At 40.8% G+C, this 17,809-nt stretch carries 14 protein-coding genes; 5 read left to right on the top strand and 9 right to left on the bottom strand.

Annotation, left to right across the window (positions count from 1 at the left end):
- Window positions 1–12: 12 nt before the first annotated feature.
- The 3 genes from dnaE to lpxB are packed head-to-tail and all read right to left on the bottom strand — an operon-like array spanning window position 13 to window position 5,256.
- The gene (dnaE, locus tag I6F66_RS13270; RefSeq protein ID WP_197209356.1) at window positions 13–3,504 is read right to left on the bottom strand and encodes a DNA polymerase III subunit alpha; all 3,492 of its coding nucleotides are present in this window, start codon (window positions 3,502–3,504) and stop codon (window positions 13–15) included.
- A gap of 2 nt (window positions 3,505–3,506) precedes the next feature.
- On the bottom strand, window positions 3,507–4,109 hold the full coding sequence (gene rnhB, locus I6F66_RS13265) for a ribonuclease HII (RefSeq protein WP_010553737.1): 603 nt from the start codon (window positions 4,107–4,109) through the stop codon (window positions 3,507–3,509).
- Window positions 4,099–5,256: a lipid-A-disaccharide synthase gene (gene lpxB / locus I6F66_RS13260; protein WP_197119488.1), complete on the bottom strand. Its 1,158-nt coding sequence runs from the start codon at window positions 5,254–5,256 to the stop codon at window positions 4,099–4,101. Before lpxB ends, rnhB begins: the two co-directional genes overlap by 11 nt.
- Window positions 5,257–5,557: 301 nt before the next feature.
- Between lpxB and I6F66_RS13255 the strand changes: the two genes are divergently transcribed.
- The 5 genes from I6F66_RS13255 to cydC are packed head-to-tail and all read left to right on the top strand — an operon-like array spanning window position 5,558 to window position 11,975.
- Window positions 5,558–7,141 (top strand): cytochrome ubiquinol oxidase subunit I, encoded by a 1,584-nt coding sequence (locus tag I6F66_RS13255; RefSeq protein WP_197142631.1) that lies wholly within the window; start codon window positions 5,558–5,560, stop codon window positions 7,139–7,141.
- Window positions 7,138–8,277: a cytochrome d ubiquinol oxidase subunit II gene (gene cydB / locus I6F66_RS13250; RefSeq protein WP_231611878.1), complete on the top strand. Its 1,140-nt coding sequence runs from the start codon at window positions 7,138–7,140 to the stop codon at window positions 8,275–8,277. The genes I6F66_RS13255 and cydB overlap by 4 nt, the downstream gene beginning before the upstream one ends.
- 12 nt (window positions 8,278–8,289) lie before the next feature.
- Complete coding sequence (cydX, locus tag I6F66_RS13245) at window positions 8,290–8,454, top strand: cytochrome bd-I oxidase subunit CydX (protein ID WP_008133888.1); 165 nt, start codon at window positions 8,290–8,292, stop codon at window positions 8,452–8,454.
- Window positions 8,444–10,237, top strand: coding sequence for a thiol reductant ABC exporter subunit CydD (gene cydD / locus I6F66_RS13240; RefSeq protein ID WP_197209355.1), 1,794 nt, complete (start codon window positions 8,444–8,446; stop codon window positions 10,235–10,237). Before cydX ends, cydD begins: the two co-directional genes overlap by 11 nt.
- Window positions 10,230–11,975, top strand: a complete 1,746-nt coding sequence (gene cydC, locus I6F66_RS13235) for a thiol reductant ABC exporter subunit CydC (protein ID WP_197209354.1) — start codon at window positions 10,230–10,232, stop codon at window positions 11,973–11,975. The genes cydD and cydC overlap by 8 nt, the downstream gene beginning before the upstream one ends.
- Here the strand turns inward: cydC and I6F66_RS13230 are convergent.
- From I6F66_RS13230 to bamA, 6 genes are all read right to left on the bottom strand, one after another.
- Entirely contained in the window at window positions 11,958–12,350 is a 393-nt protein-coding gene (locus tag I6F66_RS13230) for a septal ring lytic transglycosylase RlpA family protein (RefSeq protein ID WP_197209353.1), read from the bottom strand. The two genes, cydC and I6F66_RS13230, sit on opposite strands and share 18 nt — an antisense overlap.
- A 146-nt stretch (window positions 12,351–12,496) precedes the next feature.
- A complete protein-coding gene (lpxA, locus tag I6F66_RS13225; protein ID WP_007580998.1) occupies window positions 12,497–13,267 on the bottom strand; it encodes an acyl-ACP--UDP-N-acetylglucosamine O-acyltransferase in 771 nt (256 codons plus the stop codon).
- Between the two features lie 2 nt (window positions 13,268–13,269).
- Window positions 13,270–13,722, bottom strand: coding sequence for a 3-hydroxyacyl-ACP dehydratase FabZ (gene fabZ / locus I6F66_RS13220; RefSeq protein ID WP_007580997.1), 453 nt, complete (start codon window positions 13,720–13,722; stop codon window positions 13,270–13,272).
- A gap of 26 nt (window positions 13,723–13,748) precedes the next feature.
- Window positions 13,749–14,771, bottom strand: coding sequence for a UDP-3-O-(3-hydroxymyristoyl)glucosamine N-acyltransferase (gene lpxD, locus I6F66_RS13215; RefSeq protein ID WP_007580995.1), 1,023 nt, complete (start codon window positions 14,769–14,771; stop codon window positions 13,749–13,751).
- Between the two features lie 7 nt (window positions 14,772–14,778).
- Entirely contained in the window at window positions 14,779–15,297 is a 519-nt protein-coding gene (locus I6F66_RS13210; RefSeq protein ID WP_007580993.1) for an OmpH family outer membrane protein, read from the bottom strand.
- 11 nt (window positions 15,298–15,308) lie between these two features.
- Window positions 15,309–17,780 carry an outer membrane protein assembly factor BamA gene (bamA, locus tag I6F66_RS13205; RefSeq protein ID WP_197209352.1) on the bottom strand — a complete coding sequence of 824 codons (2,472 nt, stop codon included), beginning with the start codon at window positions 17,778–17,780 and terminating at the stop codon, window positions 15,309–15,311.
- Between the last annotated feature and the right edge of the window lie 29 nt (window positions 17,781–17,809).

Here is a 17,809-nt window from a genome sequence, read left to right as displayed (position 1 = left end):
TAAACTACCTAATTAGTTAAATTCTAGTTCTACGTCTTGCGCCGCCATGAGTGATAACTTATGAATTAAGTCGTCGCTCGGCGTAACACACCATTCGATCCCAAGAGTTAATTGCGCCAACGCATCTGGACGTTGGTAATAAACCTTGATCGGACACGTTCCCATTTTATAGGGTTCGAGTACTTTTTGTAATTTATCGAAGAAACCTGCCTCGACTTGCACCATGTTCAGCGTCATTTTAATCGCTTTAATGCGTTTTTCACGCGCTTGAGCAATGGTGTTTATTTCTCTGGCGGTCATTGTAATACCACCGGAGAAGTTATCAAAGCTGACCTGTCCAGATATTACCAAGATATTGTTAACTTGGAGCATATCTTGGTACTTTTCAAACTCGTCTGAATACAAGCGTACATCAATCCGTGCACTCTTGTCATCTAAAGTTACTAAGGCCCAACGATTTCCTTTTTTATTAATTAATACCCTAGAGGCAATCACTAAACCAGCAGCGGTTGCAAATACATCACGGTTAGTTGGCTGTAAATCAACTATTTTTCCGCTGGTATAATGCTTAAGTTCACGGCGGTACTGATTTATCGGATGCCCAGTTAAATAAAGGCCTAGCGTTTCTTTTTCGCCTTCTAACCACTCGTTATCGGTGAGTCCTGTGGCTTTAATAAAGGCTTGTTCAACCTCATCAGGCTCGGTGGCTAATAAACCAAACAAATCACTTTGCCCTAACAGCTCAGCTTTATTATGTTGGTCAGCCGCACGCATTGCATCCTTTAAGCTAGCTAGTAATGTAGCACGCCCTGGTTGTGTTTTTTCAGGCCCTAATTTATCAAGCGCACCTGAATAAATTAATTTTTCGGTTACGCGTTTATTTAAGCGTTTTAAGTCAACTCGGGCACAAAAATCGAATAAATCTTTAAACGGACCACCTTTAGCACGCGCTTCTAGTATTGCATCAACCGGTGCTTCACCCACGCCTTTAATTGCGCCAATGCCGTAAACAATTTCGCCTTGCAGGTTTACTGTAAACTTAAACTCGCCTGCATTTACGTCTGGCGGCAATAAGGTGAGCTTCATGTTTTCACATTCATCCACCAAAATAACTATTTTATCGGTGTTATCCATGTCGGCCGACATAACCGCAGCCATAAACTCTGCAGGATGATGCGTTTTCATCCACAGCGTCTGATACGATACTAATGCATATGCCGCTGAGTGAGATTTATTAAAACCATAACCTGCGAACTTTTCTACCAAGTCGAAGATTTTTATTGCGAGTTCGCCGTCAATGCCGTTATTTCTTGCGCCATCTTCAAATGTTGAACGCTGCTTTGCCATTTCTTCGGGTTTTTTCTTACCCATTGCACGGCGAAGCATGTCGGCGCCGCCTAGCGTGTAACCTGCTAGCACTTGCGCAATTTGCATTACTTGTTCTTGATACAAGATAATGCCGTAAGTTGGCTCGAGTATTGGTTTTAAGCTTTCGTGCTGATACTGCGCATCTGGGTATGAGATTTCTTCTCGGCCCAATTTTCGGTCGATAAAGTTATCTACCATGCCTGATTGCAGCGGACCCGGGCGAAACAAGGCCACCAATGCAATCATATCTTCAAAACAATCGGGTTTTAAACGGCGTACTAAGTCTTTCATACCGCGCGATTCTAGCTGGAATACAGCAGTCGTTTCAGCGCGAAGTAGCAACTCAATACTTTTTTTATCATTCAGTGGGATGGTATTTATATCAACGAGGTCTTTACCTTGGCGCTCCATGCGCACGTTGGTCATTTCGACCGCCCACTGCAATATAGTCAGTGTACGTAAACCCAAGAAATCGAACTTAACTAAGCCTGCAGTTTCTACGTCGTTTTTATCAAACTGTGTGACCGGAAACTTACCTTCGTCATCGCAATAAAGTGCAGCAAAGTCGGTAATAGTGGTTGGCGATATTACTACGCCACCCGCATGTTTACCGGCGTTACGTGTACACCCTTCTAGAATGCGACACATATCGATTAAATCTTTTACTTCGTTATCGCCATCGTAGGCTTCTTGCAAGCGCGATTCTATATCAAACGCTTTAGCAAGTGTCATCCCAGGATCGCCTGGAATCATTTTTGAAATACGATCAACAAACCCGTAAGGGTGCCCAAGCACTCGCCCTACATCGCGTATTACCGCTTTTGCAGCCATGGTACCAAAGGTAATAATTTGCGATACGGCATTTCGCCCATACAAAGCCGACACGTGATCAATTACTTCGTCTCGTCTATCCATACAGAAATCGACGTCGAAATCGGGCATTGACACACGTTCTGGATTCAAAAATCGCTCAAAAAGCAAGTCGAATTCAAGTGGATCCAAATCGGTAATTTTAAGGGCGTATGCAACTAACGAACCTGCACCTGAACCACGACCAGGCCCAACCGGAATATTGTTATCTTTACTCCACTGAATAAACTCCATTACGATTAAGAAGTAACCTGGGAATCCCATTTGGTTAATTACGCCAAGCTCTATATCAAGTCGCTCATCGTATTCAACACGTTTTACTTTTCGCTCTTCTTCGTCGGGGAATAAAAACTGCAGTCGCTCTTCAAGACCATCTTCTGACACTTTAACTAAAAACTCATCAATCTTGAGTGAGCCAGTTGGGTAATCAGGTAAAAAGTAAGTCCCTAGCTGAACCGTTACATTACAACGTTTAGCTATTTCTACTGTGTTTTGTAGGGCTTCTGGAATGTCGCTAAACAGCTCAGCCATTTGCTCTGATGTTTTTAGGTATTGTTCTTCAGAGAATCGTTTAGGCCTGCGTTTATCGTCAAGCGTGTAACCATCAAAAATAGCAACGCGAATTTCGTGCGCTTCAAAGTTTTCAGGCTTTAAAAACACTACTTCGTTGGTCGCTACAACAGGTAACTGCTCTTTTGTAGCAAGCTCTACCGCCATGTGTAAGTAGTCTTCTTCAAGCGGTCGGTTAGTGCGAACAAGCTCAAGGTAATAGTTATCGCTGAAATGCTGCTTATAAAAGCTAACTACCGACTCAATAACACTTGGATTATTTTTTAGTAACGCCTTACCTAAGTCACCATCTTTAGCGCCAGAGAGAATAATTAAGCCCGTTTTATGCTCCACCAGCCATTCTCGGTCAATCACTGGGCGATGAAACACATGCCCACGTTGATACGCTTTAGATATTAATAAGGTAATGTTTTTATAGCCGTCGTTGTCTTTGGCTAATATAGTTAAGCGGCTTGGCTCGTCAGGAAATTCTGGGCTACGAACCCAAAAGTCAGCACCCACAATAGGCTTAATACCGGCGTTATGTGTTGCGCCATAAAAACGCACTAAGCCACAAAAGTTCATTTGATCGGTAATCGCAATAGCGGGCATTTGCAGCTCTTGCGCTTTAGCAACTATTGGCTTTGTTTTAGCAAGGCCGTCAACCATCGAAAAATCTGAATGAACTCTTAAATGAACAAAATCAGGAGCAGCCATGCTTAACCCTCACCATTGGCTTGCGCCAATACACGCTGCACAGGTTTAAAGCTTTTACGATGCTCATCAATCGCGCCGTACTGCTCAAGCGCTGCAAAATGTGCTTTTGTTGGATACCCTTTGTGCCCTGCAAAGCCATATTCAGGGTGGCGTTTATCAAGCTCAATCATTTCGTCATCGCGTGCTACTTTAGCTAAAATAGACGCCGCTGAAATTTCGGCCACTAAGCTATCGCCTTTAACAATAGCTTGCGCTGGCATAGTGAGTTTTGGCAAACGATTACCATCTATAAATACAAATTCAGGTTGCGTACTTAATGCCTCTACTGCACGGGTCATAGCGAGCATAGTCGCGTGCAGAATATTTAACTCATCAATTTCTGTTGGATTGCAGCGCCCATAGGCATAACACAATGCTTTTTCTTTTATTTCAATCGCAAGCGCTTGGCGCTTTTTATCTGTTAATTTTTTAGAATCCGCTAAGCCAGCAATTGGTTTAGTGGGATCTAAAATGACGGCGGCAGTAACTACATCACCAACAAGCGGGCCGCGCCCTACTTCATCTACACCGGCAATTAAGGATACATTAGGTCTATCAATTTGCATTTATTAACTCCGCCACAGCATTAGCTGCTTGTTCGCTGGCATTTAATCTAATTTTTTCGTGAATAGCTAAAAAGCGTGCTTTTAGCTCAATGTTATCGGTATTAAGCATTGGGGTAAGCGCATTGATTAAATTAGCCACATTACACTCACTTTGTAAAAACTCAGGCACTAGCTCTTCGTCTGCTAATAAGTTAGGCAACGAAAAATACTTAATATTAAACGTAAATAAAGTTTTAAATATCCAATAGCTCAAAGGCTTTATTTTATAGCCCACTACCATTGGCTTTTTATAAAGCATGCCTTCGAGTGTTGCAGTGCCCGACGCTAATAAAATAGCATCAGCAGCTTGCATCGCTAATTTTGATTGTCCATCAAGCAGGTTAACATTAAGGTTTGGCGCGGTAGCGTTTAATATATCAGTAAACTGCGCTTTGCGTTTTTCGTTAACCAGTGGCACCACAACTTTAAGATTGGGGTTTTTAGCTTGCAGCTCTGCAGCTGTTTTAATGTAAGTTTCGCTTAGTAAACCAACTTCTGAGCCTCGGCTACCAGGAAGTAACGCCAGTACTTTGTCATCAAGGCTTAAGCCGAGTTCTGCACGTGCTTTAGTATCGTCGTGCTCAAGCGCTATATCGTCAGCCAAGGTATGTCCTACAAATGTACATGGCACTTGGTGTTTATCGTAAAACTCTTTTTCAAATGGCAGTAACGCAAGCACTAAGTTAGTGGCTGCACTTATTGTATGTATACGCTTTTCGCGCCACGCCCAAACAGATGGACTTACATACTGTACTGTTTTAATGCCCGCATCTTTAAGTGGCTTTTCAACGCGTAAGTTAAAATCGGGTGCATCTATACCAATAAATACATCAGGTGGGTTATCTACAAAATGCTGCACGAGTTGTTTACGTATTTTAAGCAACCGCGGTAAACGCCCAAGTACCTCAACAAGCCCCATTACTGAAAGCTCATCCATGTCGTAAAGTGTTTTACAGCCTTGCGCTTGCATTTTAGGCCCTGCTATCCCTTCAAAAATAGCATCCGGGAAGTGCTTTTTAAGGGCTTTAATTAAGCCTTCGCCTAAAATATCGCCCGACAGCTCACCTGCCACAATACCAATTCGTAGTTGTTTTTTATCTTTATTCATTTGATTTTATTTCACAAGTAAACCAGGCGTTCATGCTTGTTAGTTTACCGTGTTTTACTGTTTGGTTAAATGCTTTAAATAACTGGTTTTTTATCACTAAATTTAATTTATTGTATTGTTTGTTTTTAATACTGATGTAGCATATAAAATATATATTAAGTTTTACTAATATACATATTGACAAAAATTGCACAAACGTAAATAATATTACAAACTTTCAGTAATTACTGAAAGTTCATTAAAACTTAACTTTGCCAATTAAATGTTGCCCTGTTAATCCGTCACTCTCAAGGAGCCAATAATGATAGATGAAACCTTTGTGGATCTATCGCGATTACAGTTTGCTGTTACCGCTCTCTTTCATTTCTTATTCGTACCGTTAACGATAGGTATGACCTGGATTTTAGTTATTATGGAATCGGTTTATGTAATGACCGGTCGCGAAATTTATCGTGATATGACTAAGTTTTGGGGAAAATTGTTTGGTATTAACTTTGCAATTGGTGTGGCCACAGGCCTTACCATGGAGTTTGAGTTTGGTACTAACTGGTCTTATTATTCCCATTACGTAGGTGATGTTTTTGGGGCTCCCCTGGCAATTGAAGGTTTAATGGCATTCTTTTTAGAATCGACCTTTGTTGGTATGTTCTTTTTAGGTTGGGACAGACTCTCTAAACGCCAACATTTAGGTGCAACCTTTTTAATGGCCATTGGTACTAACATGTCGGCGCTGTGGATTTTGATTGCCAACGGTTGGATGCAAAACCCAGTAGGTGCTGAGTTTAATTATCAAACCATGCGCATGGAAATGACTAGCTTTGCAGAGCTTGTGTTTAACCCTGTAGCACAAGTTAAGTTTATTCATACGGTATCGGCAGGTTATGTAGCTGCATCAATGTTTGTATTGGGTATAAGTAGTTGGTACATATTAAAAGGCCGCGACCTTGCATTTGCTAAGCGTTCGTTTTCGGTCGCTTCTGGTTTTGGTTTAGCGTCAATTTTATGTGTAATTTTACTAGGTGACGAATCAGGCTACGAAGTAGGCGAAGTTCAAAAAGTAAAACTGGCAACAATTGAAGCCGAATGGCACACAGAAGAAGCCCCTGCTGCGTTTACCGCATTTGGTTTCCCTGATTCAGAAGAGCAAGTAACACATGCTGCGGTTAAAATACCTTACGCACTTGGGTTAATTGCAACTCGCTCGCTCGATGAGCAAGTAACCGGTATTAACGACCTAGAAAAACAACACGAAGTACGAATCCGTAACGGTATGATAGCTTATAAATACCTTATGATGCTCCGAAATGGTGAAGACACGCCTGAAAATATAGCGACATTTAACACTCTAAAAGATGATTTAGGCTATGGCTTGCTGCTTAAGCGCTACACACCTGATGTTGTGGATGCGACCGAGGAGCAAATTCAAAAAGCCGTTAAAGACTCTTTCCCTAAAGTAGGCCCTATGTTTTGGTCATTTAGGATTATGGTTGCCTGCGGTGTAGCCATGTTGGGTGTATTTATATTGGCATTTTACTACAACGCACATCGCGTTATTGAGCAAAAACGCTGGTTGTTATGGGCTGCCGTATTGAGCATCCCACTACCTTGGATAGCTATTGAATTTGGCTGGATAGTTGCTGAGTATGGACGTCAACCTTGGGCTATATCTGAAATACTGCCGACCTTTTTAGCCACGTCGTCATTAACAGTGAACGATATTTTAATTAGCTTAACTGGATTTATTGTTTTCTATACTGGTTTAGCCATTGTTGAAGGTTGGTTGATGATCCGCTTTGTTAAGCAAGGACCAAGCTCGCTACATACTGGTAAATATCATTTTGAATTGCCAAATAAAACTGATCAAACTGAAGGAGAGCAATCATGATTTTTGATTATGAAACATTAAAAATGCTTTGGTGGTTGATCATTGGTGTGCTGCTTATTGGCTTTGCTATTACCGATGGCATGGATATGGGCGTTGCTATGTTGCTTCGCCTAGTTGGTAAAACAGATTCAGAGCGCCGTACGGTAATTAATACCATCGGTCCACACTGGGATGGTAACCAAGTATGGTTTATTACCGCAGGCGGCGCGTTATTTGCAGCGTGGCCTATGGTTTATGCTGCCGCATTTTCGGGCTTTTACTTTGCCATGATGCTAGTACTCTTTGCTTTGTTTTTTAGACCACTAGGGTTTGATTACCGCAGTAAAGTAGACTCAAAACGCTGGCGTAATAACTGGGATTGGGGTCTGCTTGCAGGCAGCGCAATTCCAGCATTAGTTTTTGGTGTTGCTTTTGGTAACTTATTTTTAGGCGTACCATTTAATATTGATAACTTAATGCGTGTTAGCTACCAAGGTTCATTTTTTGGTTTACTTAACCCGTTTGGTTTGCTTGCTGGTTTAGTGAGTATCACTATGCTAATTGCTCATGCGGGTATGTGGTTACAGCTTCGTACAGCTGATGCAGTAGCAGAACGCTCGGGCCAATATGGTCGTTATTCACTGATTGTGTTTGTTATACTGTTTGCAGGCGCTGGTTTTTGGGTTGCTAATTTAACGGGTTATCAAATTGTATCTATGCCTGATACACAAAGCCATGCAGATCCTTTAGCTAAAGTAGTAACAACAGCGCAAGGTGCTTGGTTAAGTAATTACAGCGATCGCCCGTGGACAATGACCTTCCCTATATTAGCGTTTGCAATGGCATTAAGTGCTCTTATATTTTCTAAATTGAATAAGCCAGCACTTGGGCTTATTTCAACAAGCTTAATGTTAGTAGGCGTAATTATGACGGCAGGTGTTTCACTGTTCCCATTTATTATGCCATCAAGCAATAATCCTAATATTAGCTTAACAATTTGGGATGCGGTATCGAGCCATAGAACGCTAAATGTAATGTTTGTTGCAGTATCTATTTTTGTACCACTTATTTTAACCTACACCACCTGGTGTTACGTAAAAATGTGGCGCAGAGTGACAGTTGAAGAAATTGAAAATAACACTCACGGTAGCTATTAAGGAGACTAAACTATGTGGTATTTCGCTTGGATTTTAGGTGTACTTTTGGCCTGTACCTTAGGTGTGATAAATGTAATGTGGTACGAGTTTCATCAAAATAAAAACAGCATTGCTGATGATGAACAACCTATGCATGATTTATTAAACGAGGCTAACTCGACTAAAGATGACGACTAACCCTCGACCAGATCGCGCGCAGCAGCAGTCACTGCGCGCTTTTTTAAAGTTACAAAGTAAACCCGCTGCAGTGTGGTTAAAGTTAAGCATTGCACTGGGTACTTTTAACGCATTACTGATGATTGCAGGTGCTTATTTACTGGCTCAAGCTATTCATAATGTAATGTTTGAAGGCAGCAGCTTAAGCGGCGTTACACACTTACTGTGGCCCTTAGCAGCTATTACTTTACTGCGTGCAATATTTTTAGCATTAAGCGAACGCTTGAGTGCATATGCTGCACTTAAAATAAAATCGGCAATGCGCCAAACACTTCTAAATAAGCTCAGCTTACTTGGGCCAAGCTATATAGAACAACACGGCCAAGGCGCTACACTCAATACCTTACATAATGGTGTAGAAGCTCTTCACGACTATTATGCTAAATACCTACCTGGTGCTGCTTACAGCGCGCTTATCCCGCTGGCAATATTGGTTGTTATTTTTCCGACAGATTATAAAGCTGGGCTGATATTTTTATTAACCGCCCCGCTCATTCCTTTTTTCATGATTTTGGTAGGCTCAAAAGCCGAAGCTTTAAACCAAAAACGCTGGAAGCAACTTGCTGTACTGGGCAATTACTTTTTTGACCGCGTACAAGGTTTAACTCAACTCAAGCTATTTAATGCAACACGTACCGAGCTTAAACAAATAGCTAAAATTTCAGATGATTTTAGACACGCTACACTCGATGTTTTAAAAATCGCGTTTTTATCATCATTTGCACTTGAGTTTTTAGCCACCATTAGCGTGGCATTAGTCGCAGTAATTATTGGTTTTAGACTGTTTTTTGGCACTCTTGATTTTGCTACTGGCTTTGTGGTGCTACTTTTAGCGCCTGAACTTTATTTACCACTGCGCCAGCTAGGTAGCCATTACCATGCACGTTTACAAGGCATTAGTGCCGCTGCCGATATGGTTGCGATTTTAAATGCACCACTGCCAAGTGACGAAAATGCGTCAGTGACTACAAGCACGCCTGAAAACAATTTAACTTTAAATACAATTAGCTCAATAAGTATTACCGACCTTAATTTTATATACCCAGATAGTAACGAAGGCATTAAAAATATAAGTTTAACACTGCCAAATAAAGGATTAATTGCTGTTGTAGGCAGTAGTGGCTCAGGTAAAAGTACGTTGTTTGATTGCCTATTAGGGTTTCACCCTGAGGTGATTAACCACCTATCAATTAATGATCAGAGTTTAAGTACAACCGATATAACCTACTTGCAAAATAACATTGCGTGGATACCACAAAAAGCGACGCTGTTTTACGACACCATTGCTGCCAACATTAAATTGGCCAAACCAACTGCCACACAGCAAGAGCTTGAACATGCAGCAAAGCAAGCTGGTGTATTTGAATTTATAAATACCCTACCCGATGGTTTTAACACACTGATAGGTGAGCAAGGGGAAGGGCTTTCTGGCGGGCAAAAGCAACGCATCGCACTCGCTCGTGCATTTATAAAGCTAGCACCGGTTTTAGTGCTTGATGAGCCTACAGCGCACCTTGATAGCCAAACAGAGCTGCTTATTCAAGATGCTATTAATGAATACGCTAAAAATAACTTAGTATTAGTCATTGCTCATAGACTCAATACCGTTAAACATGCCAGCAATATCATTGTTATGCACGATGGAAAAATAGCTGAGCAAGGTCACTTTGAAACACTTGCAGCGCAAAATGGTGCATTTGCTGATTTATTAAAAACGGCTAAACAAGGGGTTGCGCATGCATAATTTTATTCGCTTATTAAAGCTTTGTGCTCCTCATTATAAAGCTATGCTATTGGGTACATTTTTAGCAACGATTACGGTATTAGCCAATGTGGGCTTGTTGGCTATTTCTGGCTGGTTTTTAGCATCAATGGCGGCTGCAGGTCTTGCGGGCGTGCAAATGAACTACTTTACTCCAGCAGGAACGATTCGTTTTTTAGCCATTGTACGAACTGCATCGCGCTATGGCGAACGCCTAGTTACTCATAACGCCACATTTTTATTACTAAGTGAAATACGTACCAATGTATTTGCAACGTTAAGCAAGCTTAACAATGTTGATTTAGCAATGAGCCGCAGCGCTGATCTAGTTAACCGATTACAAAACGATGTAGACGCACTCGACAAGTTTTATTTAAACGTTTTACTTCCTATGCTGGTCACTCTTTTAAGTGTGCCAATCATCATGCTGTTTATGTCGGCCTATAATGGCAACGTCGCCCTTATTTGCTTTACTGGCATTATACTTATTGGTGTGGTTATACCTGCCCTACTCAGCGCAAAGCTCACTAAAAACAGCCACAAAGAAACACAACTTAGTGCACAACTTCGCTCTGAGCTTTCAGATACACTCACAGGACTTAGAGAGCTTAGTATTTATCAAGCCCGTTCGCAGCAACTTAATAAGTGCGACGAATTAAGCGAGCAGTACAATCAGCAATTATTTATTCGCCACAAAGCACTGGCAAACTCAGATGGGTTAAGCTTGTTGGTTGTTCAATTAGCAATGCTTGCTAGCATAGTAACCATAGTTCCATTGGTTTACACCAACAGTATGGTAAATGTAGAACTTGCTATGTTAAGTTTATTTGTACTGGCAAGCTATGAAAGCGTATTGCTACTACCCAATGCGTTTATAGAGCTTCCTAGTGTATTAAAAGCAGCAGAGCGGTTGTTTACACTTGAAGATAAAGCCGCTAGCTCACAAGTTAAAGATACACATGTAGACGTTGATGAAAGCTTTAGCGCGCAAAACCACACGCTAGCACTTAACAATATTAGCTACCAATATGGTGAGCAAACAGCGCTTACTAATATCAGTTTTGAACTAAAGCCCCAGCAAAAAGTAGCAATTGTAGGTAGAAGCGGCAGCGGTAAAACGACGCTTGTAAATTTACTGACTGGTTTATGGCCTTTACAACAAGGCAGCATAACGCTAAATAATCAAAATAGCGTTGTTGACTTACATTCGTTAAATAATGATATACGCGCAAGTGTGATAAATATACTCGCTCAGCAGCACCATATTTTTGATGGCACACTGAGTGAAAATTTACGTTATGCCGCGCCAAATGCAACTAAAGAGCAAATGATTGAAGCGCTCTCATTAGCGCAATTAAGCCCATGGTTTAATGAGCTAAAAGAAGGTTTAAAAACACGACTAGGCACTGGTGGACGTAACGTATCGCAAGGTCAGTCTAGACGTATAGCTATTGCACAAGCTTTGCTTAAAAGTCCGGCTATTTTGGTTCTTGATGAACCAACAGAAGGTCTTGATAATCAGTCTAAGCAAGGGGTAATGCAAGCAATAATGCATGTTATGAATAACGCGAGCGTGCTGACAATTACGCACGATCCCGCTCTACTTGCTCAAATGGATAATGTTGTATGGTTGGAAGACGGTCAAATAGTCGCACAAGGCTCTCATAAAGAGCTCAGTGTGGCTTATCCTGGTTATGTTTCGCTAACTACCCGGTTTTAAAACCTTTACTGATACATCAATAACGCCGACCTTAGGGTCGGCTATTTTTTTAAACATACTTTTTGATAAATCAATAATACGACCTCGCACATACGGGCCTCTATCGTTGATTCTTACCGTGACTGATTTGTTATTAGCGAGGTTGGTAACAACCACCGTAGTACCAAAATCGAATTCTAAATGGGCTGCCGTGGCGGCTTGTTGGCTAAAGCGCTCTCCGTTGGCGGTTGTTCTTCCGTGGTATTTATCAGCATAAAAAGATGCTTTCCCAACTTGAGTGATTTCTCCAGCAGATGATTTAACAATAGGCTGGCTACTACAAGCGGCTAAAACTGAAGTAATAAAAAGAGTGACTACTAACTTAGGTAAACACATAGGACGGCTTTTATTATATAAATTACCCGCATACTAACTCAATTACCCTGAGTATTAACTGAATTAGCTTAAAGCAGGGCAATAAAAAACCACCTTCGATTTATCATCTAGGGTGGTTTTTTTAATGCTTAAAGCAAACCCGCGAATTATCTTACGATGCCGCGCTCTGAGTTTTTAACAAAGTCGACCATCAATTTCACAGCAGGATACTTTGCGGCATCTTCACTAAGCGACTCAATAGCTTCTTCAGCACCTAAGCTTTTACGATAAAATGCTTTGTATGCACGGCGTACAGCCATAATTTCATCACTTTCGAAACCACGACGCTTCATGCCTTCTTTATTGATAGCTGCAGGACCTGCTGGCATACCAATGGTAGTAACAAATGGTGGTACATCTTTGTTAACACCTGAATACATACCAATAAAGGCATGTGCACCAATTTTACAAAACTGATGAACACCCGAATTACCACCAAGGATAACCCAATCGCCTACATGTACATGGCCGGCCACACTTGCGTTGTTAGCAAAAATTACGTTATCGCCAATTACCGCGTCATGTGCAACGTGTGTATAAGCCATAAACAAATTATTACTACCAATTTTAGTAACACCTTGGTCTTGAATCGTACCACGGTGAATAGTGGCACATTCACGGATAACGTTGTTATCACCCATGATTAAAGTGGTTGGCTCGTTGTTGTATTTTTTGTCTTGGCAGGCTTCACCCACAGACGCAAACTGAAAAATATGATTGCCAGAGCCAATAGTTGACGGCCCTTTAACAACAACGTGAGACTCAATAATACAGTTATCACCGATAACAACATCATTGCCAATATAACTATACGGACCAACTGAGACATTGTTGCCTAGTTTAGCGCCAGGTTCGATTATTGCTGTAGAATGGATCACTATTAAAACTCTCTTCTCGCACACATAATTTCGGCACTACACACTATTTTGCCGTCGACTCTAGCTTCTGCAGCAAACTTCCAAATGTTGCGACGTTCTTTTAAAAACTCAACATGAAGATGCATTGTATCACCAGGAATTACAGGTTGTTTAAAACGTGCGTTATCAACAGCAGCAAACAAATACAATTCGTTTTCGCTACGGTTTTCTACTGTTTTAAAACCTAATAAACCCGTTGCTTGCGCCATTGATTCTAATATTAGCACACCAGGAAAAATTGGCTGATTTGGAAAGTGCCCAGTAAAAATTGGTTCATTTATAGAAACATTTTTAATAGCATGTAAAGACTTGCCAGGTGTGAAATCAATAACACGATCAATTAATAGCATCGGGTAACGGTGCGGTAATAAACTTAAAATTTCTTGAATATCAAGGCTATTTAATTCGTTTGCCAAAATAGCATCCTTATTAGTGTTCAACGTTATGACTTAGCCAATGCTTCAAGCGCTTTAAGACGAGATTTCATGTCTGAAAGGTTACGCAAGTGAGCTATTGATTTACGCCATTCTTTGTTTGTTGTATGGGGCATACCAGATGAGTAAATACCTGGTTCGGTGATTGATTTTGTCACCATACTCATGCCGGTAATTATAACACCATCACATACAGACATGTGACCATTAATTGCAACCATGCCACCAATTTGACAGTTCTTGCCAATGGTAACGCTTCCTGCAAGTACAGTGCAGCCCGCTATTGCGGTGCCTGAATTAACTTCAACGTTGTGCGCTATTTGACACTGATTATCGATAATAACATTGCTATGAATGATGGTATTGTCCAGTGCACCACGATCAATTGTCGTACTTGCACCAATTTCAACTTTGTTGCCTATGATCACTGAACCAAGTTGAGGTATTTTAACCCACTGCCCGCGCTCATTTGCATAACCAAACCCATCACTACCTACAACACTATTTGCTTGAAACAAACAATCTGAACCAATTTCAACATCGTGATAAATAGTCACACTAGGCCAAAGCTTAGTGCCAGAACCTATTTTAACACGTTCCCCGATAAAACTGTTCGGACCAATTTGCGCGTTGTCACCTATAACTGCATGAGCTTCAATGACTGCGTTAGCACCAATAGCGGCGCTATCACTAACAATCGCTGTTGAATGAACAGTTGCACTTGGATGAATACCCGTCGAGGCTGAGCGTGGTGTTGTATCCATAAATTGCGCTAATTTTGCGTAACTTACATACGGATTAGCAACAATAATTTTGCTACCACTAAAGTACTCTGCATCGGCTTGGCTTACTATTACAGCACTAGCTTGAGTAGTCTCAAGTTGCGATCGATATTTTGAGTTCGCTAAAAATGCAATATGCCCAGAATGGGCATTTGCAAGTGTCGCTATTTTTTTTATTTCTAAAGCGCCATCACCCTGAAGTTCGGCGCCTAGAAGTTCCGCAATTTGCGAAAGCGTATAATTTTGCATAGAGTGATTATTTCTTACTAACAGCGGCTACAACTTTAGATGAAAGATCAGTCACTTCTTTAGGGTTAAAGTAAATAGTAGTGTCTTTTACTTTAACTTCGTCGAAGTCGCCGTCTTTAGCAATCTCTTCAATTGTTTTGATGATTACACCTTGAACTTTAGCAAGCTCTTGGTTTTGACGCGCTTTAATCTCTTGCTCTAAAGGGCGACCTTGTTCAGCAAGATTTTTTTGCATGCCCTGAATTTTTTCACGTAGAGTATCTTTTTGAGCTTGGCTCATAGTGGTACTTTCACGTTTAAATTTTTCAGCTTCAAAACGAATATCGCCTTGTAACTTTTCAAGCTCTTGACGACGTTCAGCAAACTCAGTTTGTAAAGACTGTTCAATTTTAGCCATTTGAGGAATTTGCTTGTAGATTTCCTGCATATCAACAATACCTACTTTGTGTGCAAATGCATTCACAGAAGTACCCATCATTAAAGTTGCTAAAACTGCTACAGCTGTTGATTTAAATAATTTTTTCACAAAAAACTCCTTTAGAAAGTGTTACTAATGTTAAAGCTGATGGTTTTCGTATCGTCATCTTCTTCTTTTTGCAATGGATACGCAAAACTGATCAGCATTGGACCCATTGGAGAGATCCATTGTAATGAAAGACCGGTTGAAACCCTAAAGCGCATTGGGTCTGAATAGTCATCTAATTTAGCACGCTCATCGGGTGCTAAGTTTTGATAGCGATCTACGTTAAACTCAGTATCCCATACGTTTGCAGCATCAACAAAGAAGCTAGTACGTACAGAACTGGTATTTTCTTCATCTAAGAACGGCGTAGGAACAATTAGCTCCAAACCTGCCACAGCCTTAGCGTTACCACCAATACGGCCTTGTGGTATTAGAATATCAAACTCTGATGAACCACCAATGCTACCGGTTGTTGTACCGTCTGCACCTGGCGTACCCGGAATAGACTGCGGTATACGCGACACAGCACGTGGTAATATTGTATTACGGTCAAAGCCACGTAGTTCCATTTCCGTTATACGGAAGTACTCTTGGAATGGAAGTGTTTGCTCATACCCGTTTGTAGAACCATAACCATTACCATAACCAAGTGCTGCACGCGTTGAGAATACCCAACGGTGGTCATTTGATATAGGCCAGTAAAAACGCGAATCGTAGTTCAGTTTAAAGTACTGAAGATCTGAGTTAGGCGTTGTTGCTGTTAAGTTTAGAGTTTGACGCGAACCCGCTGTTGGGAATAAACCACGGTTAACGGTGATACGCGACCAGCCAACACTCAGCTCATACTTAGTAAAGTCAAAGCCTGCATCTGGGTTATCTGGATCTAAGAATGTTTCACGAAGTACACGCGTTTGCTCGTACTCTGCAATATCCGAAAGCTCTTCTTTAATCCAACGGGCGCCAAAGTTAACACGATTTACAGCATCAATTGGAAAACCAATATTTGTGCCTAAACCATAACTTTTCGATTTATATTCAACAAGACTGAATTTACTTGCATCGTAGTTTCTGTAAAAGATGCTACTGCCTTGCGATACACCATCTGGCGTAAAGTATGGGTCTGTGTACGATAAGCTTAAGCTTTCAGAACCTGTAGACGTATTAAGGTTTAAACCAATTTGGTTACCTGTGCCTAAAAAGTTAGATTCTGTTACACCAATATTAAACTGCAGACCTAAGTAAGAACCATAAGCAAGACCAGCATTAAAGCTACCTGCAGATTGCTCTTTTACAGTAAAGTCTACATCTACTTGGTCATCCACACCGGGTACAGGCACTACGTTAAAATCAACAGTTTCCATGTAAGGTAGACGTTGAATTTGCAGTTTTGAACGCTCAAGGTTTTGATTAGATAACCATGCGCCTTCAAGTTGTGTCATTTCACGACGAAGTACTTCATCTGCCGTATTTTGGTTACCACCAACAATAATACGACGAACGTATACACGCTTACCTGGATTAACCGATAGTGTTAATTGTACTTCTTGCTTTTCGTCGTCAATTTCTGGAATTGTACGCACTTCAGCATTAGCGTAACCAAAACGTGCTAAGTAGCTTTTAATAAACTCTTCAGATGAAGTAACTACAGAACCGTTATAAAGCTCACCCGCTCTAAGTGGGATAACACTTTTAATTAAGTCTTCACGGCCAAGCAAGTCACCAATAAAGTCAAAACCTTTAACTTTATATTTTACGCCTTCAGTTAAGTTAGCTGTAACGTAAACCGATTCACGTTCAGGGCTCACTGAAACTTGCGTTGAGTCGATATTAAAACGCAGGTAACCACGGTCTAAATAATAACTACGAATTTTTTCTAAATCGCCTTCAATGGTTTGCTTTTGGTAGCGATCGCTTCCCATAAACTGCCACCAAGGTAAATCTTGCTGCGATTCAGCAAGTTTAAGAAGGTCTTCATTAGAAAAAAGTTCATTACCCACTAAGTTAATTTGGCGGATAGAAGCAGCATCACCTTCATCAAACTCTAACTTAAGTTTAACGCGGTTACGTGGCAGCTTAGTAATACTGATATCTACTTTAGCGTTATATTTACCAATGCTGTGGAAAAACTCAACTAAGCCTTTTTCGATACTATCGATAACGGTTTTATCAAGTGGTTCACCTTGGCGAATATCTTGCTGATCAAGAGACTCATTAAGCTGCTCGTCTTTAATGTCTTTATTGCCTTCAAACTCAATAAAGCTGATGGTAGGACGTTCCGTTACTTTAAAGATAACGTTGTTGCCATCACGAAGTGCTTTTATGTTATCAAAGTGCCCAGAACGATAAAGTGACTTTATTGTTTTTGAAATCGTATAGTCATCAACATTATCGCCTACGTTAATAGGAATATGTGTTAGCGCTGCACCTAGTGCTACGCGCTGCAAACCTTCAACTTTCAGGTCTTCAACAATAAAGGAATTTTGGCCTAGGGCTGCAAAACTTGCACCCAATAAACTTGTTATTGCCAAATGTTTTTTTATAGCCATTTTATTATCTTTATCCTTTACAACTGTAT

This window comes from Pseudoalteromonas sp. NZS100_1 (assembly GCF_015864285.1).
Lineage (GTDB): Bacteria > Pseudomonadota > Gammaproteobacteria > Enterobacterales > Alteromonadaceae > Pseudoalteromonas > Pseudoalteromonas arctica.
The sequence above is the reverse complement of the archived record's forward strand: the minus strand, read 5'-3'. Positions and strand labels throughout refer to the sequence as shown.